Annotated in this window: 17 protein-coding genes and 1 pseudogene; 9 read left to right on the top strand and 9 right to left on the bottom strand. The window is 67.8% G+C overall.

The genetic code is table 11. The annotated features are described in order from the left end of the window. Window positions 1-156 precede the first annotated feature (156 nt). The 3 genes from ACZ7D7_RS29440 to ACZ7D7_RS29430 all read left to right on the top strand — a co-directional run bounded on the left by ACZ7D7_RS29440 (window position 157) and on the right by ACZ7D7_RS29430 (window position 3276). Window positions 157-2352, top strand: coding sequence for a galactose-binding domain-containing protein (locus ACZ7D7_RS29440; protein ID WP_470828226.1), 2196 nt, complete (start codon window positions 157-159; stop codon window positions 2350-2352). A 255-nt stretch (window positions 2353-2607) separates the two neighbouring features. Further along, the gene (locus tag ACZ7D7_RS29435; protein ID WP_470828224.1) at window positions 2608-2904 is read left to right on the top strand and encodes a hypothetical protein; all 297 of its coding nucleotides are present in this window, start codon (window positions 2608-2610) and stop codon (window positions 2902-2904) included. Between the two features lie 87 nt (window positions 2905-2991). Continuing rightward, window positions 2992-3276 (top strand): hypothetical protein, encoded by a 285-nt coding sequence (locus tag ACZ7D7_RS29430; protein WP_470828223.1) that lies wholly within the window; start codon window positions 2992-2994, stop codon window positions 3274-3276. A gap of 72 nt (window positions 3277-3348) precedes the next feature. Here the strand turns inward: ACZ7D7_RS29430 and ACZ7D7_RS29425 are convergent, their stop codons facing one another. After that, window positions 3349-3744, bottom strand: coding sequence for a RidA family protein (locus ACZ7D7_RS29425; protein ID WP_470828222.1), 396 nt, complete (start codon window positions 3742-3744; stop codon window positions 3349-3351). Window positions 3745-3881: 137 nt separating this feature from the next. Here ACZ7D7_RS29425 and ACZ7D7_RS29420 point away from each other — a divergent pair, with 137 nt between their 5' ends. Then, window positions 3882-4859, top strand: a complete 978-nt coding sequence (locus tag ACZ7D7_RS29420) for a helix-turn-helix transcriptional regulator (protein ID WP_470828221.1) — start codon at window positions 3882-3884, stop codon at window positions 4857-4859. A 705-nt stretch (window positions 4860-5564) separates the two neighbouring features. Here ACZ7D7_RS29420 and ACZ7D7_RS29415 read toward each other — a convergent pair. The 7 genes and pseudogenes from ACZ7D7_RS29415 to ACZ7D7_RS29385 all read right to left on the bottom strand — a co-directional run bounded on the left by ACZ7D7_RS29415 (window position 5565) and on the right by ACZ7D7_RS29385 (window position 16293). Beyond that, window positions 5565-8549: an RNaseH domain-containing protein gene (locus ACZ7D7_RS29415; protein ID WP_470828220.1), complete on the bottom strand. Its 2985-nt coding sequence runs from the start codon at window positions 8547-8549 to the stop codon at window positions 5565-5567. A 91-nt stretch (window positions 8550-8640) separates the two neighbouring features. Further along, window positions 8641-11940, bottom strand: a complete 3300-nt coding sequence (locus tag ACZ7D7_RS29410; RefSeq protein WP_470828219.1) for a hypothetical protein — start codon at window positions 11938-11940, stop codon at window positions 8641-8643. Then, entirely contained in the window at window positions 11937-13187 is a 1251-nt protein-coding gene (locus ACZ7D7_RS29405) for a restriction endonuclease-related protein (RefSeq protein ID WP_392708826.1), read from the bottom strand. Before ACZ7D7_RS29405 ends, ACZ7D7_RS29410 begins: the two co-directional genes overlap by 4 nt. A 59-nt stretch (window positions 13188-13246) precedes the next feature. Further along, on the bottom strand, window positions 13247-13708 hold the full coding sequence (locus ACZ7D7_RS29400; RefSeq protein ID WP_470828482.1) for a hypothetical protein: 462 nt from the start codon (window positions 13706-13708) through the stop codon (window positions 13247-13249). A gap of 588 nt (window positions 13709-14296) precedes the next feature. Further along, window positions 14297-14473 (bottom strand): annotated as a pseudogene (locus ACZ7D7_RS29395) (helix-turn-helix domain-containing protein); the annotation flags it as partial. A 543-nt stretch (window positions 14474-15016) separates the two neighbouring features. Further along, window positions 15017-15163: a hypothetical protein gene (locus ACZ7D7_RS29390; protein ID WP_402424615.1), complete on the bottom strand. Its 147-nt coding sequence runs from the start codon at window positions 15161-15163 to the stop codon at window positions 15017-15019. Between the two features lie 146 nt (window positions 15164-15309). Further along, on the bottom strand, window positions 15310-16293 hold the full coding sequence (locus ACZ7D7_RS29385) for a hypothetical protein (protein WP_470828218.1): 984 nt from the start codon (window positions 16291-16293) through the stop codon (window positions 15310-15312). Between the two features lie 435 nt (window positions 16294-16728). Between ACZ7D7_RS29385 and ACZ7D7_RS29380 the strand changes: the two genes are divergently transcribed. From ACZ7D7_RS29380 to ACZ7D7_RS29370, 3 genes are all read left to right on the top strand, one after another. Continuing rightward, entirely contained in the window at window positions 16729-17847 is a 1119-nt protein-coding gene (locus ACZ7D7_RS29380; protein WP_470828217.1) for a sacsin N-terminal ATP-binding-like domain-containing protein, read from the top strand. Further along, complete coding sequence (locus tag ACZ7D7_RS29375) at window positions 17844-22151, top strand: protein NO VEIN domain-containing protein (RefSeq protein WP_470828215.1); 4308 nt, start codon at window positions 17844-17846, stop codon at window positions 22149-22151. The genes ACZ7D7_RS29380 and ACZ7D7_RS29375 overlap by 4 nt, the downstream gene beginning before the upstream one ends. A gap of 440 nt (window positions 22152-22591) precedes the next feature. After that, window positions 22592-22759 (top strand): hypothetical protein, encoded by a 168-nt coding sequence (locus ACZ7D7_RS29370; protein ID WP_470828214.1) that lies wholly within the window; start codon window positions 22592-22594, stop codon window positions 22757-22759. A gap of 97 nt (window positions 22760-22856) precedes the next feature. Here the strand turns inward: ACZ7D7_RS29370 and ACZ7D7_RS29365 are convergent, their stop codons facing one another. Further along, window positions 22857-23132, bottom strand: a complete 276-nt coding sequence (locus tag ACZ7D7_RS29365; protein ID WP_470828213.1) for a helix-turn-helix domain-containing protein — start codon at window positions 23130-23132, stop codon at window positions 22857-22859. Window positions 23133-23309: 177 nt separating this feature from the next. Between ACZ7D7_RS29365 and ACZ7D7_RS29360 the strand changes: the two genes are divergently transcribed. Both ACZ7D7_RS29360 and ACZ7D7_RS29355 read left to right on the top strand, forming a co-directional pair. Continuing rightward, window positions 23310-24056: a hypothetical protein gene (locus ACZ7D7_RS29360; RefSeq protein WP_470828211.1), complete on the top strand. Its 747-nt coding sequence runs from the start codon at window positions 23310-23312 to the stop codon at window positions 24054-24056. A 191-nt stretch (window positions 24057-24247) separates the two neighbouring features. Next, window positions 24248-25369: an AIPR family protein gene (locus ACZ7D7_RS29355; RefSeq protein ID WP_470828210.1), complete on the top strand. Its 1122-nt coding sequence runs from the start codon at window positions 24248-24250 to the stop codon at window positions 25367-25369. The last annotated feature ends 193 nt before the right edge of the window (window positions 25370-25562 follow it).

The raw sequence follows: 25562 nt of genomic DNA, 5'->3' as shown, positions 1-25562 counted from the left end.
TCGCCCCGGCCACGATTCCACCCCTACTTAAGTCAAGGCCGAAGAAAAGTGGTGTCAGGCTTCTTGACCGGCACCCGGCGCGCGGGCATGGTGCGGGAGAGCGCTCTCCCGCATCCTGGCGCATCCCCTCAACTCCCCTTACGAGGAGACACCTTCATGCCCGCAGTCGGCCCCACCGCGGCGAGACCGCCGCGCAGACCGCACCCCGTGCCCGCCGCCCGGAGGGGGATCGCCGGCGTCGTCGTCGCCGCCCTCCTCGGCACGCTGCTCGCCCTCCTTCCCGCGTCCGCGGCGCAGGCCGCCCCGGTGCTGCTCTCGCAGGGCAAGCCGGTCACGGCCTCCAGCCAGGAACACGCCGGAACCCCCGCCGGCGACGCCGTCGACGGCAACACCGCCACCCGCTGGTCGAGCGCCTTCTCCGACCCCCAGTGGATCCGCGTCGACCTCGGCGCCACCGCCTCCGTCCAGCAGGTCGTCCTGCGCTGGGAGGCCGCCTACGCCAAGGGCTACCGCATCGAACTGTCCGCCAACGGCACCGACTGGACCACCGCCCATTCCACGACGACCGGCGCCGGCGGCACCGAGACGGTCAACGTCTCCGGCGACGCCCGCTACGTCCGCATGTACGGCGTGACCCGAGCGACCCAATACGGCTACTCCCTCTGGGAGTTCCAGGTCTACGGCACCACCGGCGACGGCGGCCCGACGCTGCCCGGCGGCGGCGACCTCGGCCCCAACGTGCACATCATCGACCCCGCCACGCCCGACATCCAGGGCAAGCTGGACGCGGTCTTCCGCCAGCAGGAGTCCGCGCAGTTCGGCACCGGCCGCCACGCGTTCTTCTTCAAGCCGGGCACGTACAACAACCTCAACGCGCAGATCGGCTTCTACACCCAGATCGCCGGACTCGGCCTGCGCCCCGACGACACCACCATCAATGGTGACGTGACCGTGGACGCGGGCTGGTTCAACGGCAACGCCACCCAGAACTTCTGGCGGGCCGCCGAGAACCTCGCGCTCAACCCGGTCAACGGCACCAACCGCTGGGCGGTCTCCCAGGCCGCCTCCTTCCGCCGCATGCACGTCAAGGGCGGCCTCAACCTCGCCCCGGCGGGCTACGGATGGGCCAGCGGCGGCTACATCGCCGACACCAAGGTGGACGGCACCGTCGGACCGTACTCGCAGCAGCAGTGGTACACCCGCGACAGCAGCGTCGGCGGCTGGACCAACAGCGTCTGGAACATGACGTTCTCGGGCGTCGAGGGCGCGCCCGCCAACTCCTTCCCGGAGCCCCGCTACACCACGCTCGACACCACGCCCGTCTCCCGCGAGAAGCCGTTCCTGTACCAGGACGGCGGCGAGTTCAAGGTGTTCGTCCCGGCCAAGCGCACCAACGCGCGCGGCGTGAGCTGGGCGGGCACCCCGCAGGGCGAGTCCATCCCGCTGAGCCGCTTCTACGTCGTCAAGCCCGGCGCCACCGCGGCCACCATCAACACCGCGCTCGCGCAAGGGCTGCACCTGCTGTTCACGCCGGGCATCTACCACGTCGACCAGACCATCAACGTCAACCGCGCCAACACCGTCGTGCTGGGGCTCGGCCTCGCCACGATCATCCCCGACAACGGCGTCACCGCCCTGCGCGTCGCCGACGTGGACGGCGTCAAGCTCGCGGGCTTCCTCGTCGACGCGGGCCCCGTCAACTCCCCGACCCTGATGGAGATCGGCCCCGCGAACGCCTCCGCCGACCACGCCGCCAACCCGACCAGCATCCAGGACGTCTACTTCCGGATCGGCGGCGCGGGCCCCGGCAAGGCCACCACCAGCCTGGTCGTCAACAGCGACGACACGATCGTCGACCACACCTGGGTGTGGCGCGCCGACCACGGCGAGGGCGTCGGCTGGGAGACCAACCGCGCCGACTACGGCGTCCGCGTCAACGGCGACGACGTCCTGGCCACCGGCCTGTTCGTGGAGCACTTCAACAAGTACGACGTCGAGTGGTACGGCGAACGCGGCCAGACCATCTTCTTCCAGAACGAGAAGGCCTACGACGCCCCGAACCAGGCCGCCATCCAGAACGGCACCACGAAGGGCTACGCCGCCTACCGCGTGGACGACTCGGTGAACACCCACGAGGGCTGGGGCATGGGCAGCTACTGCTACTACAACGTGGACCCGACGATCCGTCAGGACCACGGCTTCAAGGCCCCCGTCAAGCCGGGCGTCAAGTTCCACAGCCTCCTGGTCGTCTCCCTGAGCGGCAACGGCCAGTACGAACACGTCATCAACGACACCGGCGCACCGACGTCGGGCACCTCGACCGTCCCGTCGACGGTGACGTCGTATCCGTGACGGCATGCTGAGTGAGTGAGCCAAGGGGGGCGTCCGACGGGCTTCGGCCGGTCGGGCGCCCCCTGCCCTGACGGTGCGCGCCGGGTGTCGCGCCACCTGCCTCGTTCGCCACACCTGAAACACGCGCCGAGAGCAACCGATTGCCCGGCCGAGCGGCCACTCCGCGGTCCGCGAAGCGCGGACCAGTGGTTCACCCGTCCCACCGGCGTCGTAGAGTTCCTCCGGCGTATCAGCAAGCACGAGACGGGGGACTCGATGAGCCGCACGCTGACCCTGGGCTACGCGACCCTTGACGGGGGTGCCGCTCCGGCGCCGGTGGCCCGCGCCATCGGCCTCCTGGAAGGCAAGCGGGGGCCCTACCACGAGGTGGCCCACGTGGAGCGGGAGTTGCCGCCCGGTGGCGAAAAGGCCTATCTCGCGGCCAGGCGCGACGGCACGCGTTCCTTCGTCCTGTGGGCGGACGCGCAGCGCACGTCCCGGGTCGCGACCGTCTCGACCGTCGCGTCCGGGAAGGGCTCCACGGCGTATCAGGTGGTGGGTGGGCAGGGCTAGTTCATCGGCACGATCGTGCGCCGGCGCCGGTTCAGGCGGGGCCTTCGTGTCCGCTGGACCGTCGGCGGTCCCGGTCAGGCCGACGCGGTGGGGTACAAGGGGCGGATCGCCTGGTGGGGCGTGTGGTGGCTAGTGTTCCCGCTGACGATATTCGTGGGCGTCGCCACCGCGCTCGGCGGGAGCGACATTCCCCACGCGCCCGCCCGGATCATCTGGCGCCAGGGCGACAGGACGCCGCTGGAATACAACGCTCACTCCAAGGCCGTGCTCCTCCACGCGCCCGACGCGGACTGGCGTCTCGGCGCCGCCCTGCTGGCTCTGGTCCGCTCGTACGAGGGCTGGCTGGGAGCCTGGGACCGGACCGAGAAGTAGCCGCGCCCCGTCGGAGTGGTTCTGCCGAAGCGGCGCCGCCCTGAAGGCCCTCGGGGCGGCGCCCTTCGCCCGTCACGCGACGGCGGTGCCGTCGAGTTCGACCAGTTGGCCGGGGACCGCCAGTCGCGTCACCCCGAGCATCGTGGAGGCCGGCGCCACCCCGGCGGCGCCCAACCGTGCCGCCAGCACGCCGTAATGCCGGAGGAGCAGGTCGACGTCGGTTGTATAGACGTTGAGCCGGACGATGTCGGCGAGAGACATGTCGGCCTCGCCGAGCACGGCCTCCAGGTTGTCGATGCTCAGCGCCAACTGCGCCGCCATGTCGCCGTCGTGCCGGGGCCTGCCGTCGCCGCTCATCGCGGTCTGCCCCGAGATGTACAGCGTCCGTGTCTGCCCGGAGACGACCTCACCCTGGTTGAAGCCCATCTCCACCGACCACGGCACGGGGTTGACCGCTGTTCGTTCCACTGCCACATCAGCTCCAGTCGACTCGTCGGAGGTACGCACGCCTTTCGGCTCGGCGCCGCCGGCATCCGACGCCGCCTTCAACGAGCCTCGCAGCGAATCACGACACCCTCGGTCACGTATTCCCCTACGGTCCTCGTATGCGCGCCGATCGGCTGGTCTCACTGGTGCTCCTGCTGCGCCGGCACGGTCGGCTGACGGCCGGCGCGCTCGCCCGTGAGCTGGAGGTGTCCACCCGCACCGTGCTGCGCGACATCGAGGCACTGTCCGCGGCCGGTGTTCCCGTCTATACCGAACGCGGCAGGCACGGCGGTTTCGCGCTGCTGCCCGGATTCCGGACCGAACTCACCGGACTGAACCACGACGAGGCCCTCGCCCTGCTGACCGCGGGGTCGGGGCGCGGCGAGCAGGTGTTCGGCCTCGGCTCGGCGCTGGCCTCGGCGATGCGGAAGGTGGTCGACGCACTGCCCGACAGCCACCGGACCTCCGCGAGCGACGCGGCTCAGCGATTTCTCGTCGACCCGGAGACCGACCTCCTCGCGCGCCGGCCGGTCACCGAGGAGGTCTCCGGCACCGCGATGGCCGAGGTCCGGCGCGCCGTGCTCGCCGGACACAAGCTGCGCAACCACTACGCGGCATCGGGCCAGGCACCGCGGTGGCGCACGGTGGACCCGATCGGCCTGGTCACGGTGCGCGACCGGGGCTACCTGCTGGCCACGAGGGCCGGCGAGGACCGCACCTACCGGCTGTCGCGGGTACTGGCCGCGGAGGAACTTCCCGAAGCGGCACAGCGACCGGGCCGGGTCGATCTCGACCGGATCTGGAGGGAACGCTCCACGCGGTTCCTCTCCGACGGCGACCACATCACCGTGCGGATACGGGTGAACCCGGTACGGCGGGAGGAACTGCTGGACACCGCGCTGGCCGTCCGCGCCGAGGAACCCGACGCGGACGGCCGGCTGCGGCTGGAGGTGACGTTCCAGGACTTCCGGCACGCCGAATGGGCGCTGTGGCAGCTCGGCACGGACGCGGAAGCCCTCGCCCCGCAGTCGTTGCGCGCCGCCTTGCACGACCGGGCCACCGCGCTCGCCGAACGCTACGCGGGCCCGTCCGCCTAGAAGAAGCCCAGCTTCTTCGGCGAGTAGGACACCAGCAGGTTCTTCGTCTGCTGGTGGTACACGCCTGACCTCGCTCCTGACCTGCGACAAAGAGTGGAAACGTCGAGTGCCAGGCTGATTCGGTCCGCACCTGGTCCGGATCTTGATGAGTGGTACGTGGTGCTAGCGAGTGGGCAGCGGTACCACATGGCACAGGTTGTAAAGACCGTCCATGGGCGTCCACGTCAGTCCAGGGCAGGTGCGTAGTAGCAGGTCAGGGCATCGCGGTCCGGGGGAGTCGGTGTAGTTGGTGACAGACTTGTGAGAGCGCCGGTGATACGGCGAAGCCCCGTCGGAAACATCACGACGGGGCTTCCGCATGGAGGGGGCTATGACAGAGTGCGGCGTCCGGCAGCACGGGCACTGACGCTTGGACTCCCGGCTCTGGAGCACCGGGAGCAAGGATGCCGGGCGTGGTAGGGCCTGGCCGACCACACGGCACACACGTTCGCTCAGCCCGCCGAACGGCTTTGCCTTCGCGAATGTGGCGAGTCCCTCGACTGGCCAGTGTGCCTTCAGAGCGCGACCAGGAGGCGGTGTCCAAACCATCGACGGAAGATCGCGGTGCCCCGTCATAGGGGCAATGCGGCCAGCGTTGCTGCCGTTCGGCGTGGCGGCCTCATCTTCGAGGCCGCCACGCCGAACGGCTCGGAGCCGTCCCGGTATCTACAGGTCGGTGCCGCTGGCTTCCTTCAGGATTTCCATGCTCTCAGGGTCCTTCGGCTCGGAGCGTCGGTACTGGGGGTGGCCAAGGTCCATCTGAAGCGCGGCGTGGAGCGGGGCCGGGTATCGCGTCCGGTCTGACCAGGAGAGCGCCTGGTGACAAAGCCGCGCCGCGGCAACCGCGAGAATCTCTCGGTCGTAGCCGTCCCGCGTGTGCATCGGGGTGATCTCCCTGGTGGTCATGCTGTACCAGGGTGCGTTCAGTTCGTTCTCCTTGCGCTCGTCGGCATTCTTCGATGCTTTCCCCGGGTCGGCGCGCCAGCGGGTCTTCCACTGCCCATGGCGCTTCTTGCCGTAGTTGCGGGGTTCGGTGAACAGGAACCAGGGGTGGCCTTCGGGCCGGGCTTCCGGGTAGTAGAGGTCGCTGGAGGTCTTGAGCGGGACGGTCTTGCCGTTCTTCTGCTTCTCGGTGACGGCGACCAGACGGGGCATCTCCGCCTGCGCGCAGTTCATGCGGATGATGCTGACCGGATTCCAGGACGGGGGCAGTCCGCTTGCGGGGAGCCAGAGGCGCGGGTCCCCGGGATCTTTTCCGAGGCCCTGCTTGTTGTTGTGGAGGCCGGGCCATACACGGCGGCTGGCGTGACCGTCGATCATCAAGGCGTAGGGCAGGCCGTCGAGTTCGTCGTGGAGCTCTTGGAGGGCGGTGCGGACGTCTTCACCGGCCTGTGCCCAGCGCTGGATTTCGCCGTCGCCGTTTTCAGTGTGAAGAGGGTAGTTGGCGGCGTGGAAGTTGCTCTGTGCGAGGGCGTAGTGCTCCCACTGCGGGTGGATGTTGCTCCAGCCGATCATGCGCCACGGGCCGCCGGGTTCAGAGGAGGGGATGATCACGCTGGCAGTGATGATCCTTTTGGGCTGGCCCTTGTACTTGCGGTCCGTGGCCTGCTTGCGGATGTGGATGCCGCAGAAGGCCATGCGGGGCAGCGGGTAGGGGTCGTCGCCGGGGTAGAGGGCGCGCTCGAAGCGGTCGTCCACGACACCGCACGAACGGTACAGGTCCAGCAGACCCATGTAGACGCGGTGATCCTCGAAGGCTTTCGCGGGCCTCTTGATGATGGTGAAGGTCTTGGTGAACGGGTCGTACTCGCGGCCGACGAGGAATTGGGACGGCACTGCAGCCTTGGCGAGCTCCCGGACGACTTGGTGCTTGGCGTCGTTCTCCGCCAGGGCGGTCTTCACTTCGGCGGGCTTCATGCCCTCGTGTTCCTCGCCGCGCACCGGGATCTCTGTTTCACACCAGGCGGCGAGGAGGACGCCGGGTTCTGCGAAGGTGCCGGCGATCCTTTGGGCGTCAGTGGCGCGCTGAGTGCCGGGGCCGTGCTCCAGCAGGGCTTCGGCGTTGCAGAAGACAGCTTCGATGCCGTCCGCGAGCGGGAAGGACTTCTTTCCGCCAGGGTCCGGATCGATGCCCTCCGGGTCCAGCCCGTAGGGGTGGGCGAGACCGTGGATCATCCGCGTGAGGGTCACGTCGCGGTACCACAGGCACAGGATGCGGAGTTTCTTGTATCCGGCCGCTTCGATGGAACGGCGAATACCCTCCGGGGAGGGCTTGCCGATGAGATCGACGTATTCGCCATCCTGCTTCTTCTGTTTCTTCTCTTTCTCCTGGGCAGCGGTGGCGGGCTCGTGGGAACGCTTGCCGAAGACATTCCCCTTCGACTTCAGGTCGAGCAGGGAGACGGCGTCACCGAAGACTCGCTGGATGTGTTCCCGCAGCAGGGAGAGATGGTAGATGCCGGCGCCGGTACCGACAGCGAAGGAGTCCGTCTTCGGCATGGTCGGCCTGACCGCGCCAGGAGGAGGAGTCAGGATGTCGATCCTCTTGCCATTTTCGTCCCTGGCGTTCAGGCGGCTGCGCTCACCGGCGACGCGTTCCTCGATGGCGTTGAGCGATGACCGGTCGGCGTCCATCTTCGCCAGGATTTCCAGCGCATGCTTGTTCGTCTGCCGCAGACCGCGCCCATCCAGGGACACAGACATGATCGGCCGGTCTGTTCCCTGGTCCACGAGAACGGTGCTGGCGTGGATCACCGTGTTGTTGATGCGCCGGATGTGAGCGTCAAGATTTAGGACGGGGTTCGGCTCGGCCGTGTAGGTGGCCATCTTCACCGACAGGCGGGACAGCGCGTACTGGACTTGACTGCGGGTGGGGTTCTCGGGACGGGCCTTGAGCGCTTCCGCGAGGTCGACCGGGTGGGCGAGGGTGGCGAAGACCGGGCCGATGGGCTGTTCCCAGGCGATCAGGTCACCGTTGCTGATGGGCCGGTACTGCACGGCCGCGACGTTGTCGGAGGGCTGCCAGCCGACGGTCCTGTGTTTCACCTGGCCGTTCGTCGCCTCGTACGCCTCACGGACCGGCTCGACTTCCCGGTCGAGGAAGGGCTTTGCCGCCAGCTTCTTGGCGATGTGCCACTTCACCGCCTCATAGGCCCAGCTGTCCGGACTGGCGGGCTTGCTGTCTTCCTCTTGGAGGATGTTCTCAGCCAGGCTTCGGCGCTCAGGAGCGACGTCCGCGACCAGTCGGGCCAAGGTGGGTGGATCCATGAAGGGGATCTCATCCAGAGGAATCCGGCGGACGATGCCTTCCAGGTAAGTGAAGACCGTCCTGAGGGCGTCGGGTTCCACGGGGTTGAGCGTCACCATGAAGGCCAGGTACTTGTCCAGGTAGACGTAGCCATCGGTGATCTGCTGGAGCACGGTGACAGCGATGGAATAGGGGACCAGGAAGGGGTCGGATTCCTGGACATCCTTGATCCATTTCGCGTTCTTTGAGGCCGTGCTCCCCAAATCCCGCCAGGCCGTGCGGATGGGCGAGTGGTAGTCGCCGAAGTCCCAGACCAGGGCGGTCATGCCGTCCAGGAGCTCGGGGGTGCACCGGATCGATGTGGTGTGCGCGGTGAGATCCCGCTGCGTGTTGCTTCGCCCCATGAGCGGGGGTACCTCGTCTCTCGGTCTCTCCGTTTGGGAGAGGATGCGGGTCCGTCTCCGCCGCGGCAAAGCGGAGACGGGAGTGGTCAGTTCAGAGCATCTCGCGGTCGAGCCCTGCATAGGTCAGGAATGCCTGAAGCGCTTGACCGTAGAGCTCATTCATGATGTCGCGCTGTTTCGGAGTCCAGTCGCGGTAGATCTGTTCGATGATCGTGGCCAGGTCGGAGCTGAACTTCTTGTCGTGGATGGAGTGGTCCACGATGTGGAGGGTCATGTCGGTCTCGCCCCGCCGGGCACGGCCGGCGAGCTGGATGAGCAGGACGAGCATTCCTGCGACGAGTTCCTTGCGCAGGTCGTGGTCCATGTTGGAGAACCGGGCCGGGGAGCGAAGGATCTTGGTGAGTTGCTTCCAGGAGGCTTCGCCTGCTGCGCGCAGGACGGCCAAGGGCTCGTCGCTGCCGCCGGCGGGAAGGGTGTTGTAACCGGCGGCGTTGACGCTTGCGTGCAGCCAGTCGGTGTCCTCGATGCTCAGGACAGGCCGGACGCACAGATAGATGTCGCGGACTGCCGAGCGCGTTCCGACGACGATGTTCAGGCCCCGGCCGATGACGGCGAGGGGGGCGATAAGGATCTCTCCGCGGTCGGGGAACTCCTTGAGCTCTTCGCGGACCATCCGGTCCACGTGGGCAGGTAGGTGCTCCTCGTAGTTCTGTTTCTCCGGCTTCTTCACCAGCAGGCAGATCCGGTGGTTCAGCCCGTCGGCCTGTGCCACCCCGGAGGCGAGGTAGGCGGCCTGCTCATAGGAGTTGACGGCGAGGATGACGCGGGCCCGTTCCGGTTCGTGCTTCTCCAGGCGGGCCAGGCGCTTGGCGAGCTGCTGCTCGTACAGGCCCCGGCCGAGATCGCGCAGTGCGTTGGGCTTCAGCTCTGGCGGGAGACCCCCGATCCTCATGGCATCCCCGCTGCTGCCCCGTACAGGCGTGGCGAGGGTGACGATGGACTCCGGACGGGTGTCGGGGAGCCACCAGCGGACCGGGGCATGGATGTGTTCCTGTACGGCCTGTGGTAGGTAGGCGGTGGCGGACAGGCCCATGACGGGACGCTGCACGCCGGCCGCCAGCAGGGCGGTGAGGCCGCCGAGTTCGCTGACGAAGGTGTGCGGATCGCCGCCGAAAGAACGTGACAGGAGTTCCGCTTCCTGCTCCTTTTTGTCCATGCCCTTGACCTGGTAGCCGTGGATGGAGCGGCCCAGCATGGCCAGGGGGTAGAGGGTGGCGACCGTGCTGCTGCGCATGCTTTCAAGGATCTTGCGGACCGATCCCAGGTCGAGATAGCGCAGGGTCTGGGCCTGCATGCGCAGCTCGTCTAGCGCGCTGTCGAGTTCCCGTAGCACGGTGCGGGTGATCAACAGGTTCACCACGGCGGCCTGCTGATGCGCATCGGGCACGAGCTCACGCAGGAGCGTGCGCATCGCGTCGCGAGTGTCGGTGAGGTGGTCCTGGCCGCGCTGCGCGGTGAGGATCGTCAGGGCTGTTTGGATGGCGTCCCAGTCGGCTCCGTCGGGAAGCTTGGCCTCCTCATCCGGTCCGGCCGCGTACCAGCGGGCGGGCATGATCTCGTCGAGGAAGGCGAACAGCTCGGGCGGAACGTCGGCGGCCGCGGTCTGGTGGGGGAACAGGAGCTGAAGGATTTCACGGTCCCTCGAGCGGGCCAGGCGCCAGCCGGTGTTGTCGCGGCTGGCCCCGTCAGGGCTGTCCGCCTCGTTGCCCGGGTTCAGCCTGAGCCCGCTGCCTGAGCAGAGCCACAGCAGCAGCATCTCGGCCATGAGCCGCGCGTGGCTGACCGGCGCTGCAAGGGACATCTCATGGACGACGGGCAGGTTCCTGGCGTCCGAGTCGATCTCCCGCAACGCGGTCGTCCGTTTCCGGGAAGCCAGAGTGAGCTCCGAGGTACAGCGGCTGATGGCGGCCGTCTGGAAGGCATCGATCTCATCGATCACCAGCGCATCGCAGGCGCGCAGCGTCATCTCCAGCACGCTCATGCCCCTGGTGCCACGTGCCTTGCCGCGGAACTCCTGCCCGTCCAGGACGACACCGATGCGTGTGCGGCCTTCTAGGAGGTTGGCGTGGTTGGTGACGATCACGGCCGCGTCGGTGGCCCGGTAGAACTGCTGGAACTTGCCGCACACCGGGGCGAAGGAGCAGGTGAGCCGGGTGGAGCCGGTGGCCGGAGAGGTCAGCGAGGTGCAGTTCTCCTCCCCGTACGGATACAGGGTGGGCGGGTCCATCAACGCCCGCTGCGCGCAGCCGGCCGACAGCAATGCGATGTCGGTCCTGGCGCGCCGGTCCCATTCGTCGATCTGGGTGGAGGTACCCAGGGCGGCGTAGTCCATGGCCCGCCGGTGCATGCTCGACGGGGACATCAGCGGAGTGCAGTGAGCGGGCTCGGCTAGGTGCTTGTTCTTGTGCAGATAGGCCAGGTCGTTGTTGATGTCCCAGGCCATGTCCAGGGTGGCGCGGACATCGGTGACGGCGAGGGCGATTCGCCGGTCGTTGAGCGCTGCCCAGGACGCCATGACCCGTACGAGTACCGTTTTGCCGCTTCCCGTGGGGGCGTTGAGGACCTGCAGGTCTCCGGACGTCAGGTCCAGTTCGGTCAGCTCGCCGTCGGTCGTCTTCATTGCCTTGAAGAAGCGCTTGAGCACCTTGTGCAGGTAGGCGACGCTCTTGTCCTGGCCGCTAAGGATCTTGGCGACATCCAGGAGTTGGTTCACTGTCGGCGCGACCCGGTCGCGCTGCGGGCGAGTGTGCACCTGCGGGAGCACCTCGTGGCCGGGCGCTTCAAGGAAGCCGGGAGTCGCCTGGATATGGATCTCTCTACTGGTCGTGCCGTGCTCTTGGCCCAGGTAGGCCGTCCTCGTCTTGAGGGTCCCTGGGCCCGCGAACGCCTGTGCCTTGGGGCGCTTGCCGAAGGTGAAGAACGGCCCGGTGACGCGTTGTGCGTAGCCGAGGAAATCCCCTCCCACCCTGGGGATCACCGCCTCGGCCAGCTGTGGGTCTCCGGCCGGCAGCCGCAGCGAACCTCCCGACCTGTCCGCGAGGTCGGGATCGGGGGCCAGGGTGCCTAGGAGCGCGAGGACGGCGGCCTTGAGTTTCTTCTCATCCGTCCATTCGGGAGCCATCAAGGCCATCACCTGACGGATCAGGTTCCGCTCGGCCACTGGCAAGCTCGCCCACTCCGACCATGCCTGCGGCTTGCGGTGGGCGAAGAACGTGGCTTCTTCGAAGCCGGCCAGGATGCGCCCCTCGTCGTCCTTGCGGGGAAAGTAGTGCGCGGCCAGAGCGAGTGCTCCAGCCAGGCCGGCTTCCTTACCCGTCATCTCCCCGCTCACGCCTTGCCCTCCTTGATCTGCGTGATGACCATCTCGAGGTAGTCCGTCGCGGTCATCGCCGCCTTCATCCTGTATGTGCGGCACACCGCGTGGAGCTGGGCCACCTGGTCCTGGCGATGGTCGGGCACTACCAGGTACTCGGCGCCGCCCTTATCGCCGCCGTCCATATGAAGTTTGCTGACCAGGTGATTCGGCCAGGTGTAGTCCTTGAAGTCAGCAGGAAAGTGCGGCTGTTCGCTTCCTTCGCGGGTGATCCACAGGTCACACTGGTCCCCGTTGGGCCACAGATGTGATGTCCAGGCGGTTCCCTCCAGGGCCGCCGCGGCGGCTCGGTGCAGGGCCAGTTCGGGTAGGCCAGGGATGACGGTGTAGCGCCACACCGGCCGTACCAGCGCCATGTACTCTGCGGCCGGCTTAGCCTGCGGCACGTGCGGTACGGCCCCGGTCCATAGGCGTGCGAACCGGCCGGACGGGACCCGGCATTCGAACGTCGGACTCAGTTCGGGGGCCGACTTCTTCCGGGCGGTCACGACGAACTCGTACGACGCGCCCGTCTCCTCGTGCCAGGGGTACAGACACCGCACCCTTCCCCTTGTGCGCGCGCCGGTGCGGGCAGTTGTCACCTTCATCGGCCACTTGCAGGCGGGGCAGGGCCACCACCAGCCGTTGAACTGCGCGTACTGGGCGATCGGCTTGTAGAAGTCGTTCGCCCGGGAGGGCAGCTTGAGCTCCGTGAGACTGCCCGTCGGCACCGTCGGGTTCTCAACCAGAGTGGTGCGGTGCCTCTGGTAGAAGGAGCCCTTGATCGCGCTGAAGACGGCTTCCTGGCTGTACTCGTCATCCAGCTTCGGTTTCGTTACCTGCCCGGTGAACTTCCCGACCTTCTGCGCGGCCCGCAGGACGCGCTGGGCTTCGTGCCGGAAGTCGAACCCGTCCTCCGTGGCAACGCCCTCGCTGTCCATGAGCCGCACGCCAGCGAGAGCCTCGCTGTCGATCCAGTCGGGCAGCAGCCCTTCCAGGGAGCCAGCCCGGTCGCCAGTGAGCCTGCCCATCAGTTCGTCGAACAGGATCAGGTGCCCCGGGCCGCATGCCGCCATCAGGATGCCGTGGGCCTCCATGAGGCGGTCCAGGCGTCTCGGCCCGTCCAGTCCCTCGCCGACCATCGCGTGCTCGCACACGGCGAACGCCTTGACGATTTCCAGCAGTGCGTGAGTCTGCTGAATGTCCGTTGTGTCGTCAGCTTGCATCACGTGCCGGACCATACGGCAGGCCACTGACAATGGGCCCTGGGAATCCGGAGGGGAGTTCAGCCAGAGCTCTCGTCGAGGCCCTCGGTGTCGATGCTGGGATACAGGCCGCGGTAGGCGTCGAGGTGGTCGGCGATGTGGCTTCGCCCGGAGTCGGTGAGGAACCACCGGTACGGTCCGTGAGTCACTCCGCCGGGGTGCCGCAACACGATGAAGCCCCGGCTCGGGGTCCGTCCATCAGGGCTTTGCCCCACCGCCAGGTAATGCGGCCCACGCCCGGCGAGGCTGCCGTCCACCCCCTGCGCTCCGGCGCGCGCGACCCGGACCATGATCTTCCAGAGCCACAACGACAGCAGCGGCGCAGGTGGTCCTGCTTCCCGGGGAGCCCCGAGGGCCGCACGGGCCACCGCTCGCCCGTGCCGGGTCATCTCCACCCGGGTACGGGGGATATCCCCCAGACCGTCGACATACAGCCGGTCCCGGTACACGACGATCAGGCCACGCCGCTCCAAAGCGGCCACCGACGATCCAGCTCCTGGGTCATGTACCCCCGCTGCGCGCAGCCCCTCCTGAATGCGGGTGTACCCGACTACATCAGACGAGGCGGAGACCGCCAACGTCATGCGCCGCCACTCGGCTGCCGGTCGCTGTTCCGCTCCCACCAAGCGGGCCTGCCGCTGTTCTTCCTCTACCTCCTGATCGTGACGGAAGATGCACGTCAGATAGGTACGTTGCCGCTTGTTGAGGGCCCTCCATACAGCCATCGACTCCTCGGAAGGCTGACGGGGACGTCGGACGGGAAGCACTGGAAGGGGGTCCTCCGGGCGGCTGCGGCGCCAGGCATCCATTACCACCCGGTCGGGGACTTTATAGACCTGGGCGATCATGTGCGCCACCCTCCCCAGGGTCTCGGGAGATCCCCACATCCAGCCGCGCACACGTCTGCCGCGTTCAAGATCGCGGATCTTCTCGGCGCTGATACGTAGGCCGTGCGCACCACGCTTGCGTCGTAGAGCTGAGGCGGCTTCTTCCGTGCTCAAGCCAGCATCACGACGCAAGTCGGCCAGATTCTCGGTACCCGGTTCGCGCCCTGTCAGATCCTGCGCACCACATCGCAGAACCTCTAGCAATCGGCCGAAAGCTCGGTCACCAACAGTCCGTGTTCCCGCTTCCCAGTGGCGTACAGCGCGTGGCGTAACCCCTACAGCGTCGGCGAGCTGTTCCACGCTCATGTCTCTGAACAGTCGTTGGCGTTGCAGGGCCTGGGGGCGGAGGGACTGTGCCATACCGGAAGCAAAACGTAGTGAACAGTTCACTGCAACTATTCACGACGGGGCGATCCTGATCCCGGCCAAGGCGGTTGCGGGCAACGACCGTCCAGAGCTTGGGGCCATCGCTGGTCGCCCCTCAGGACGCGCGCGGTCTGTGCCTCTCGGTCGCAGGGCCGGCCAGCGAAGGAGCCGCGGTGCACGACAGGGTGGCGAGGTCGCTCCGGTCTTCGCCGTCGTCGGCCACGCCGAAGGGGACCGGCGCGGGAGTAGTCGAGGTGGGTGCCGGCGGGATACACGGCCTCCACCAGCCTGCGATGCGGCGGCCGTTCGTTGTCAGACATGGAAGCGCTGTAGGAGGCGGCACTGACAGCACGGGGGCGAAGCCACCATCGCGTGAGTGACGCCGAAGGCGCCCTTGGCGGGGAGCCCCGGCTGGACACGGGGGAGGCGGGCGACTCCGCCACCTCAGAACAGTGCCGTTTTCTGATCGGGAGCAAGAGCTCGGCAGGCCAAGCCAGAAGTCCAAGATCATTCACGAAATCGCGGCCAGAAGCAAATTCAAATAGCCCCATCAACCCGAACCGGGCAGGCGCCGGTCGCGCAGTCCTCGTCCGTGGAGTCCTCGATCGAGGTCAGCTCGTAGGCCGCGAACTCCTCAGCGGAGATCCGCTCGTACGGCGCCAGGGGTCGGGTGCCGTCGACCATGATCGTGGTGCCCTTCAGGGTACCGGCGCGCCGCCGGCTCGGTCAGCGCTCCTCGGTGGCTCGCTCGTTATGGAGACCTCGTGGGCGGGCGCCCAGTCGAGCAGACTGGACGCCCGTTCCAGCGATGGCTTGGGTTCGGGCGACCGTCAGCAGCAGAACCCGCGAGTCGTGGCCCGGGGCTCGACGTCCGTGTAAGGCTTGAACCACTCGTCCCACAGGTCTTCTTCGGCCACGTCTGCTTCCAGGAAGTCGTGCGCCCTGTCGCTGACGTCGAGCAGCCCGCTCTCATTAGCGAGGAACTCCCAGTCAAAGTCGAACCGAGAGGTCGGAAGGGTCTGATAGACCTCGTCCGCGTGGACGGACTCGATACTGAACCCGCCGATGCCATCCACGGCGTAGCCGAATAGCACGCTCTCGGCCAGACAGCGCGGCTCCGGGATACCGCCGGCAAGTAGATCGGCCGCGAGGTCGTCGTACGCGCGAGCGCAGTGAAGAAGGAACCAGTCCGACTGAGTCCCCGCGCTGACCGGAACGCTGTGCTCCCAGAAGTCGGGGTCATAAGCGGCACGGTACGTCTTGTCCGCAAGGTCCCTCAGCTGCCGATGGAGAACGAATGCGGTCCTGGGCGTTACCCCAACGCTGCCGCAGTCCCCACAGCCGCGGCCCCGAGGGGACGAGCCGCAGACGGCGCACTTCGCGCAGTCCTCGGCAACATTGCAGCCGCAGCTTAGGCAGCTCCCGCAGTCGGATGCGCTGAAAAGCGAGAACACGGCCGCGTTGAGCTGTCCCAGGTTCTCCGTGACGGCCCGCGCGGCCCTGCGCGCAGCCCGGGCTCGTGGAGCGTCACGGTGTGTGTGCTCGATCTCATCCGCGATGTCAGTGATCGCCTTCCTGAGGGGGCCAGGCAGGGAAGCTGAGCACCCGTGAACCTTCGCGAGGGCGCCTACTCCTCCCTGGAGAGCCGCGTTGAGCGTGGCGGCGAGCAGCTGGGATTCGTCGTGATCTTCGAACGTCCCGATCTTCGAGAGTTCCGGTCCGCGGGGTGTCCCCCGCATGCTGAAAAGGATGGCACCGTTGCCCTTGGGCTGGGGCAGGAAGAAGAGATGCGACGGTGCGGAATGTGCCGGCATGGCTGAGCCTCCGTGTGGTGCACGGGCAACGAGTGCGGGCATGGTAGGGAACACCGCCGCAGACTCGTGCCTGCTACGTGAAAGATGAGGTGAGAGACAAGCCGGTGGCCGGGGTGCGTCCGCAGACTCCTTGGCTAAAGCGCAGCTGGTGATCTGGCTACGAGCGAGATCCCGTTGCTGGCACGCGGAAGCCTGCCACAGAAGATGCCGGGGATGCCACTGAGTTCGCGAAATCCTGAAGTCGGGGCGGGGTTGCCCGGTACCTCAACTCCTGCCCCTGCCTACCTGATGTCCTGGTTCCAGGCGCTGCTCCGGCCGTTCGGCCTCGTATTGCAGACCGTGTGTTCACAACCCCAATATGAGGTGGTCCCTCGCGCCCCGCGATGTCAGTGCGGCGGGATACCGTCCTCTTCACGCTGAGGTGAGGGGAGGACCATGGCGAGGAACGCCCGGGCCGAGCAGCTGCGGGAGTACGGCCGTTCCGTGCTGGAGGGGGCCCGTTCGGAGCAAGTCCTGCGCATGGCACGGCAGGTGAACGCCGTGTCGTACACGAGCGCGCGGGAGTACGCCGGCCGTTCGCTCTTCGAGTTGCTGCAGAACGGCTACGACGCGCATCCGGAGGACCGCCGCGACGGACGGGTCCACGTCCTGCTGGACGAGGCGGAGGGCGAGTGGGGGACGTTGTACGTCGCCAACGGCGGCACACCCTTCACCTGGCGGAACGTCGAACGGATCTGCGAGCTCGCCCAGAGCTCGAAGGAGGTCGGCGAGGGCATCGGGAACAAGGGCGTCGGGTTCCGCAGCATCCTGTTGATCAGCGAGGCACCCGAGATCTACAGCGCGGACCCCGACAGCCCGCTCGGCCCGGAATTGGACGGGTACTGCTTCCGCTTCGCGCAGAGGGCCGACGTGGAGGAGTTCCTCGCCGGTGAGGACAACGCCCATGAGGTGGCTGCCAAGTATCCGCCGCTCCAGGCGCCGCTGCCGCTGGACGATGTGCCCGCGACCTGTCGGCAGCTCGCTGCCCAGGGGTACGTAACCATCGTCCGGCTGCCCTTGCTGAGCGAGGCCGCCCGGGCCGAGGTCCGGCTGCGGATGCGCGAGCTCGCGGAGGCGAAGGTACCCGTGATGCTGTTCCTCGACCGGCTGGCTGGCCTGACGCTGGAACGGCGGGCCGCCGGTGGCGAGGCAGGCGAGTTGGACGACGGTCACGAGACGCTCGAGCTGCACGAACTGACCCGCTCCGAGGAGCGCTTCGCCGTTGCGCAGGACGGCGCAGGGCACGGATTCACCGTCTCCTGCGCGACCGTGGACCTGGGGCCGTCCGGCACCTTTCTCGTAGCCCGGGGCACCGTGGAGAAGGAACGGCTGAACAGCACCCTCGCCGAGGCCGTGGGTTCCGGACTCCTCGACGACACGTGGCAGGAGTGGAAGCGGTCCGCTGTCGTCGAGGTCGCACTCCCGCTGCCCGCCCTGCGCCGACCGCTACGCGGGCAGATCTACACCTTTCTGCCGATGGGCGAGGACCAGGCCGCGCCGTTCCGGGACACGTGAACGCCCCGTTCTTCACCAAGTTCGATCGCACCGGGCTTCCCCCCGACAACCCCCTCAACGTGCTGCTGCTCGACGCGGTCGCCGAGACCTGTCTGGAGGCCGCCGCGGTACTGCGTACCGTGCCCGAGTTGTCTATGCGGCAGCTGGCCGTGGACTTGGTGAGCTGGGAGAGTGAGAAGGGCTCGGCGGGGCGGCTCCGCACGGCGGCTCTGCGTGTGCACGGGAGCGAACTTGCCGACGTACCGCTCGTGCCCGTCCTCGCCGCGGACGGCGCCCCGCCGGAGGCGGGCTGGGCGCCGCCTCGGGGCGCGGTCCTGTGGTCGGACCTTGACCTGACCGTTCTCACGGCACACCGCGCGCACGAGGCCGGGATCGTGGTGGCGGACCCTGAGATCGGCGGGGGCCGGCTGAAACGGCTGGCCACCCTGTGCAAGGCCCTCGCGTGCCCGTGGGAGCCGGGCCCGGAGATTTTCGCCGAGTACGTGGAACGGATCGTCGGGGGCCTTCCCCTACCCCGGCCCGGTGAGTCCCCAGAGCAGTGGAGCGCGCTCTACGAGGATCTGGCCGCCCTCTTCGAAGACGACGGGCATGTCCTGCACGGCAGGCAGTTGCTGCTCGCGGAGGACTGCACACTGCGGTACACCAACCGTCCCCTCGGCAGGGCGGGTACGGGCACAAGTACCCGTACACAGGGCAAGCCGAGCGGTCAGGGTGTCCGCCGTGAGGCGTTCTTCCAGCCGGTGCGTACGGAGGCGAACCCGACCGAGGCCCCGTCCGTCCCTGCCCTGCTCGGCAAGCGGTTGTTCTCTCTGCACCCCGGGCTGGTCTGGAAGGACCGCGGCGAGCGTACGCGCGGGCGGTCCGCCCGCGCCTTCCTCGAGCAGGAGGGGCTCGTCCGGCCGTACGACACGAGGGGCTTGCTGGACCACGTACGGCAGGCGCTCAGCGCGAGCACCGATCGTCGGCTGCGGCTCCAGACCCTGCGGTTCGTCTTCCGGCTGTGGCAGCCGCGGCGTTCGCTGGGCGGGACGGAGATCTCCTCGCTCGGACTGTACGTACCGTCGGCGGACGGCCGGCTGATCAAGGCGAGCGGCGCCGTCTTCGGCCGGGGCTGGGGCCGCGTGTCCATAGGTGAGGACCTGACGGCGGTGGTCGCCGCCGGGCAAGACGTGTCGAAGAGCCTCAAGGCGATCGCCGGACGCCTCCTTGCCGCGCCCGAGGAGTTCGCCAAGCGGGGCGAGATTGAGGAGTGGCGGGCGTTCCTGCTGGAGGCCGGGGTGGCCGATGGGCTGGTCCCGGTCACGTCCTCCGACGCCTTGAGCTGGGTAGAGCAAGGTCGGGAGCTCAGCGCTCGGCAGCTGGTCCGCATGGCGAAGGTGTCTGCCGAGGTGCAGGAGCAGTGGGAGCCGTACGTCCACTGGCCCGGTGTCTGCTACCCCCGGACGCCGTACCGGGGAACCTCCGCCTGGCAGCTCCCCGGCCAGGACATCGTCGGACGCCTCGGCCAGGCGGCCCGGCTGGCGTACGCACGGCTTGTCCTGCATGGCCTGGCCAGCTGGAACGACGCGAGGTTCGCCAGCATCTGGACCAGTGCCGGCAGCCAGAGCTCCCCGGACAGGGAACGGGTCCCGACCCCGCTCGGCGCCTTCGTCCAGGAGCAGCCGTGGCTCCCGGTGCGGGGCCGCGACCGGGCCGTCCGGTTCGTCCGGCCGGCCGACGCCTGGCACTGCCCGCCCGGGCTGGAGGAGGAGCCCTCGTACGCGCCGACCGTCGACCATCGGCTGCGCCACCTTCTGGAACGCGGGAAGGCGGGCGACCGCCTGCGGGAAATGCGGCTGCCGACCTGGGACGACCCCCGGGACAGCGACCGCCTCATCGCCGCGCTGGGACGGCTCGCGGCGGAGGGCGCGCTGGGGACCGAGGACCGGCCCGCCGCGCAGCGCGCCAACGAACGCGCCTGGAGGCACCTCGTACGGCGGCCCCGTCCCGCACTGCCCGAGGGCGCCAGTCTGCTCGCTGAGTCCGAGGACCGGCTGATCAGCGTACCGCTGTCCGCCCTGGACGGCAGGGAGAGCGATGGCGATGGTGATGCCGGGACCGTGCTCTACATCAGCGGTGAACGCGACAGCCTGACGGCCCTGCTGATACGGGAGATGGCGCGCCCCCTGCTCACCCTTCCCGGTGTCTCTGCGAAAGCCGCCGAGCTGCTGACGGCCGACCACCCCACTACCGTCCGGCACACCGACGACCTGATGTTCACGGTGATCGTGGACGGTACACGGGTTAACCCCGCAAGCATGGGAGAACGACTGGCCCAGCAACTGCCCTGGCTCACGCTGGCCGTGGGCGTCCTGTGCGACCACCTGGCGCGTGGTCCCCGGGCGAGCGAGGCCGAGCTGAGCGAGCTGACGTCCCTGGTCCGGAGCGTACGTCTGCACCGCTACCGCTCCTGGGACATCGAGCTCGACGGCCGGCCCGTGACGTTGCCGGGCCGCCTCGGCGGAGTCCTGCCGCTGCCCGATCCGAAGCATCCGCTCGTCCTCGCCCCGGCAGGCGAGCCGGCCTGGTCCGAGACCACCCGCATCGTGGTGGCGGTCGCCGAGCTGCTGGGACGGCGGGAGTTCGGCGACCGGCTGCGCCTCGCCGCCCACCAGCTCGCCTCCCGCCACGCCGACCTGCGCGACCCGGGCCAGGAGGAGCTCGCCGACGCCCTGGAAGTCACAGTCCACCAGGTCGAGGAGACACGCCGCCGGATCGACGGTGCCATCGGCGTGGTCCTGGAGCGCTGCCGGCCCTTCCTCGTCCACCTGCTCGGCACGGAGACGGCGAACTCGCTGCTCCTGCCGCCGCCGGGCGACACCCGGGACTTCCAGACTCACCTCGAGGAGTACGCCGCCAAGCTCCCGGTCCCCGCATCCGAATTCATCGCCAGAGCCCGCGCGGCCCGCGGTACGGACGAACTGCGGCGCGACCTGGGCATCGGTTTCGCCGAGCTGAACGACACCCTGCCCACGATGAGCCCACCCCTGGAACCGATCAGCCACGCCGCCGAGCACGGGGAGGCGCTTCGCACCTACCTGGACCTGCGCAAGAAGGAGCTCGTCAACTGGCTGCGCTGGGCAGTGTTGGAGGACTTCGACGCACGCCGTCCGATGCCCGACTGGCCCTCGGTCCGAGCCCTGGACTGGATCACCGCGCCGGAGGCATGGGCGTACACCGTGGACACGGCCGACACGGGGATCCTGGAGGCGCACGTGGAGGAGCAGCTGGCGCTGCGCATGGGCCGCCCGGTGCCGTTGCCCCGGTCCGGCGAACGCCTGCCCGCCCTCGACCAGGTACGCGGCGCGAACCTTCGTACGATCACCGGCCTGGCCGCCGACCTCGCGGTCCTGGTCAGGGCGGCCGGACACTCGTTGCCCGCGGCCCTGACCGGAGCCGAGCCCGCCGAGGAGGTCACCACGCGGCTGGAGGCCGCGGGCGCGCTGGACTTCCGACCTCTGTCCCCCATCGACGTCGTCGGCTGGCTGGCGGCCCTCGGCCAGTGGCCCGACGGGATGGCGGTGGCGACGGATCCCGAACGGCACGGGCTGTCCGAGGCCGACCTGGACCGGGTGCGCAACGCGGCGGAACACGAGCGCCGCGAACGGGAGCGAAAACGGAGGTCGATCTCCGTCGGCGGCCGCGACTTCGACGTGTACTCCGGCGACTTCACCGCCCTCACCCGCGAACTTGACCGGGTCCTGCAGAGCGGCTCGGCGCCAGGCATCACCGCCGCCGGGCCTCTCCGCTTTACGGACCCCCGTCCCCAGACCGGGCGCACCCAGGCCACCGGTCGCACGCGCGGGCTGCGGTATGGGGGCAGCACGGACAGCGGGCTGACCACGGCCCAGCGGGAGGCCATCGGGTACGTGGGCGAGTGGTACGCGTACCAGTGGCTGTGTGCGCGCTACCCGGACCGCGTGGACGAGACTGCCTGGGTGTCGGGCAACCGCCGCAAAGCCTTCCCCGGCCCGTCCGGCGACGACGGCCTAGGCTTCGACTTTCGGGTCGGCTCCGGCAGTCGGCCCTACCTGTACGAGGTGAAGGCGACCGCAGGCGAAGGCGGCCGCTTCGAGCTGGGAGAGAGCGAGGTCCGCGCGGCCCGCCAGCACGCGGGCAACGACCGCTGGCGCCTCCTGGTGGTCACACACGCCCTCACCCCTAGCAAGATGGTCATCCAGATGCTCCCCAACCCCTACGGAAAGCGCGGCCGGGGCCGCTACCGCGAGGACGGCGGGGCACTGCGCTTCTCGTACCTGCTGTGACTTTGACGTTCAACCTCAGCGCGAGTTGAGGCGGGGCTGCACGTCAAGGTCAGAACGGGCCGAGACGAATCTGGTAGCAGTCGCTGGACGAGGGCGCCGGCCGGGTCGCAGAAGGTACAGACGCCTTCGTGGGTCGATCCGCAGTCGAAGCAGGTTCAGGAGTTCTCTTCCGGTGAGTTGGCTATCGGGGTGCTGATCACGGAGTAGGAGCCGCAGCTGCCGCAGCCGGTTAGGTCACCACCTCCTTGCGTGACGCCTCCCCGTCAATACGCCAAGGACTCCGCGGTCAAGTCCCACACTCAGGCGATCAACGAGCTCAAGGCCGTCCTGGTCATAGCCGACCCCGCCCTGCGGGAACGGCTGTCGACCCTCGGCAACGCCGAGCTGTTGCGTACCTGCGCGCGCCTCAGCCCACCCGACGGTGGGGAGACGAGGACGCGGTGGCCCAGGCCGCCCACATGACGTTGCGCATGCTCGCCGAGCGCATCGAACAGCTCACCGTGCAGATCGACGAGCCAAACCAATGCCTGGCCCGGCTCGTCGAACGCCACCCCCAGAGCTACTGGTACCGGTGGGCATCAGCCCGGACAGCGCAGTCACGCTGCTGATTACCGTGGGAGACGAACCCGAGCGGCTGGGCACGGAGACGTCGTTCGCTGCGCTGGGGAGAAGCGACTGCTCCGCCTCACCACATAGGACACCGTCTTAGGACGTTGGGCGGCATCCGGCGCGGGCATCGTTATACTCCGGATCTCCGCTTTCGAGGACGCGGAGTAGGGACGCCGTGACGACACGCGTCTTACGGCCGATGCGTAGCACACGGCACGGAAACTGCCCGCTGCGGATCAGCTCATATCCCTTGGCCCGTGAGAATCCAAGCGCCCTTGAGGCATCCTCCACGCTCCCAGTTCCGCCCCAGGTGGCGCGGATGCAATCCGTGCTATAGCGAGGGCCCAGAGTCCCTTCGATCTTCGTGTGCATTCCGAGTTCTTTCTCTTGGCGGGTAGCCCGTGCCGGCTCACGGACGTTGCACGCGCAGTTCATCGCGGTGACCGTCAATCCTCCGCGCTATTGCCGGTTTGGCTAACCGGCGACTCGGAGCTATGCAGCCCCGCTGCTCTGGTTCCCGTCCCCTCACGACTGGGGCACCTGCATCCGATGGTGACCGCGCTCAAAGACGACGAGAGCCGGTTGGTGATGCCATCAGCATTGCGCCGGAGGTCGCTCCTGCTGTTGCGGGAACTGGCGGCTGAGGCAGTCCGGCGAGGCCACGAGGTGCGGAAGGCCGGGTCGTCCTTCTACCCGCGCGAAGGGGGAGTGGATGTCGCTGTGGACGACTTCGCGTACACCGTCACCGTCAGGCGGGAGCTCCCGGAGTCCACAGATCCGGAGCGCTCCGCTCGGCTCGTCGTAGAGATCGCCCATGGCCTGACTGATCGGCCCGGTCGCTGGCGGGATCGGAAGACCCGGACGCTTGGAGAAGCCCTGGGTGTGATCCTTGGAGAGATCGAGGCACGATCGGGGGAGGACACTCGGCGCAGGCAGGATGAACAGCAGGCCAGGGCAGAACGTGAGGTCCGCTGGCAGGTTGCCATGAACATAGCGAGGGAACAGGCTGTCCGCGAGCAACTTGCCCAGGTGCTTCGTGAACAGGCCGGGTGCTGGCAAGAGGCCGCCGTGCTCAGTGCGTACTGCACGGCATTGGAACGCCGTATCGGCGAGTTGGATGGTGCTGCGGACGAGTCGGCTCTGGAATCGGCCCGACGCTGGCTGCAATGGGTAAGGGGGTACGTGAGGTCGATCGACCCCTTGTGCAGGCTCCCAGAGATGCCGCACACACACGAACCCACGCCGGAGGAACTCAAGCCGTACCTCAGGGGATGGAGCCCCCACGGACCGCAGTAACCGACCCCGCGAGACCCTTCGCTGGCAGACCCCAGCCCTTGCCTTCGCTAGCGCTCTCGCGCCATCAACCCTGCAACGTTGCGACGACCACGCGAAATGTCCCCCCGGCCAACGGGTGAAGCAACGGGAACACCAAGGTTCTTTCCCCCCGATAGAGTCTCGTTGGCCAGGAGCGTTGACGGGAGTGGGGCATGAGTAAACTGCACGTCGGGTACGTCCGCAAGGCGATCGAGGAGCGCTTCACCGGCCTCATCGACATGACGGACCAAGCACGGTTATCCGACGAGAAGCGGCATCAAGCTTTCCTTAGCCGAGGGTTGGCCGCACTCGCCGTCCAGATCGAGCACCCGTGCAGTGACCGTGCCGCGGCAGTCAGCGTCTTCGACGGCCAGGATGACCGCGGCCTGGACTCCATCGCCGTGGAACTGAGATCCGCCCAGCCACGAATCTGTCTGGTGCAGGCCAAGTGGAGCGACCAGGGCAAGGGCGGATTCGGTGAGGCCGAGGTTCACAAGATGATCCAGGGCCTGAACCTGATGCTCGACCGTCACTTCAGTAAGTTCAACAGCCGGTTCCAGCCATTCGTCCCCGACATCGAGCGGGCGTACGAGGTCGGCACGCCGAAGATCACGCTTGTCCTCGCGTTAATGCGGACGGCTCCTATCAGCCAGGACGTCCGCGAGCTCCTGGAGGAGAAGGTCGCGGAGCTGAACCAGGTCGAGGAAATGGTCGAGTACAAGATCCTCGACCTTCGTGACTTCCACCGTGCCATCCTCGGCGACGCTGCGGCGCCGAGGATCGACGCCAAGGTTCGACTGGACGGCTTCGTGCAGGAGTCGACTCCGTACAAGGCCCTGTACGGCACCATGACCGTTCCCGACCTTGCGGACCTCTACGGTGAGCACCGGCGCGGCCTCTTCGCGCGGAACATCCGTGACTCCCTGGATCTGACCGACGTCAACATCAAGATCAGGAACACTCTGCTTGAGCAGCCGGAGCACTTCTGGTACTTCAGCAATGGCATCACCATGCTTTGCGAGACGATCAAGCCGGTCGGCAAGGCGGTGCCCGGCAAGGTCGGGGACTTCCAGCTCACTGGGGCCAGCGTGGTCAACGGTGCCCAGACGGTGAGTGCCATCCATCGGGCGTACACCGCCGACCCCGACACCGCACAATACGGCCGGGTGATGGTGCGTCTGATCTCCCTGGAGGACTGCCCTCCCGGTTTCGGCGATCATGTGACCACGACCACGAATACGCAGAACCCGATCGAGGAACGCGACTTCAAGTCCCTCGACAGTGCACAGGTCTGACGGCGGAAGTGCAAAGCTCCCCGCAGGCGGTCTGATCGGCTCCCCGCTGGCGGACACGAGATGTCCCCGCTGATGGACGCGCGATCCCTCTTGGCTGTCTAAGGGCTGTCCCGTAACGGCTGGCCACGGCTGAGATGATCTTGCGGTGTCTGGTGTGATCACGGCGTCGGAGTCGTCTTGGATAGCCCCGTTT

The sequence above is a fragment of the Streptomyces sp. NPDC037054 genome (genome assembly GCF_055606745.1).
Note: the sequence above shows the minus strand (reverse complement) of the source record. Positions and strands in the feature narration are given on the sequence as shown.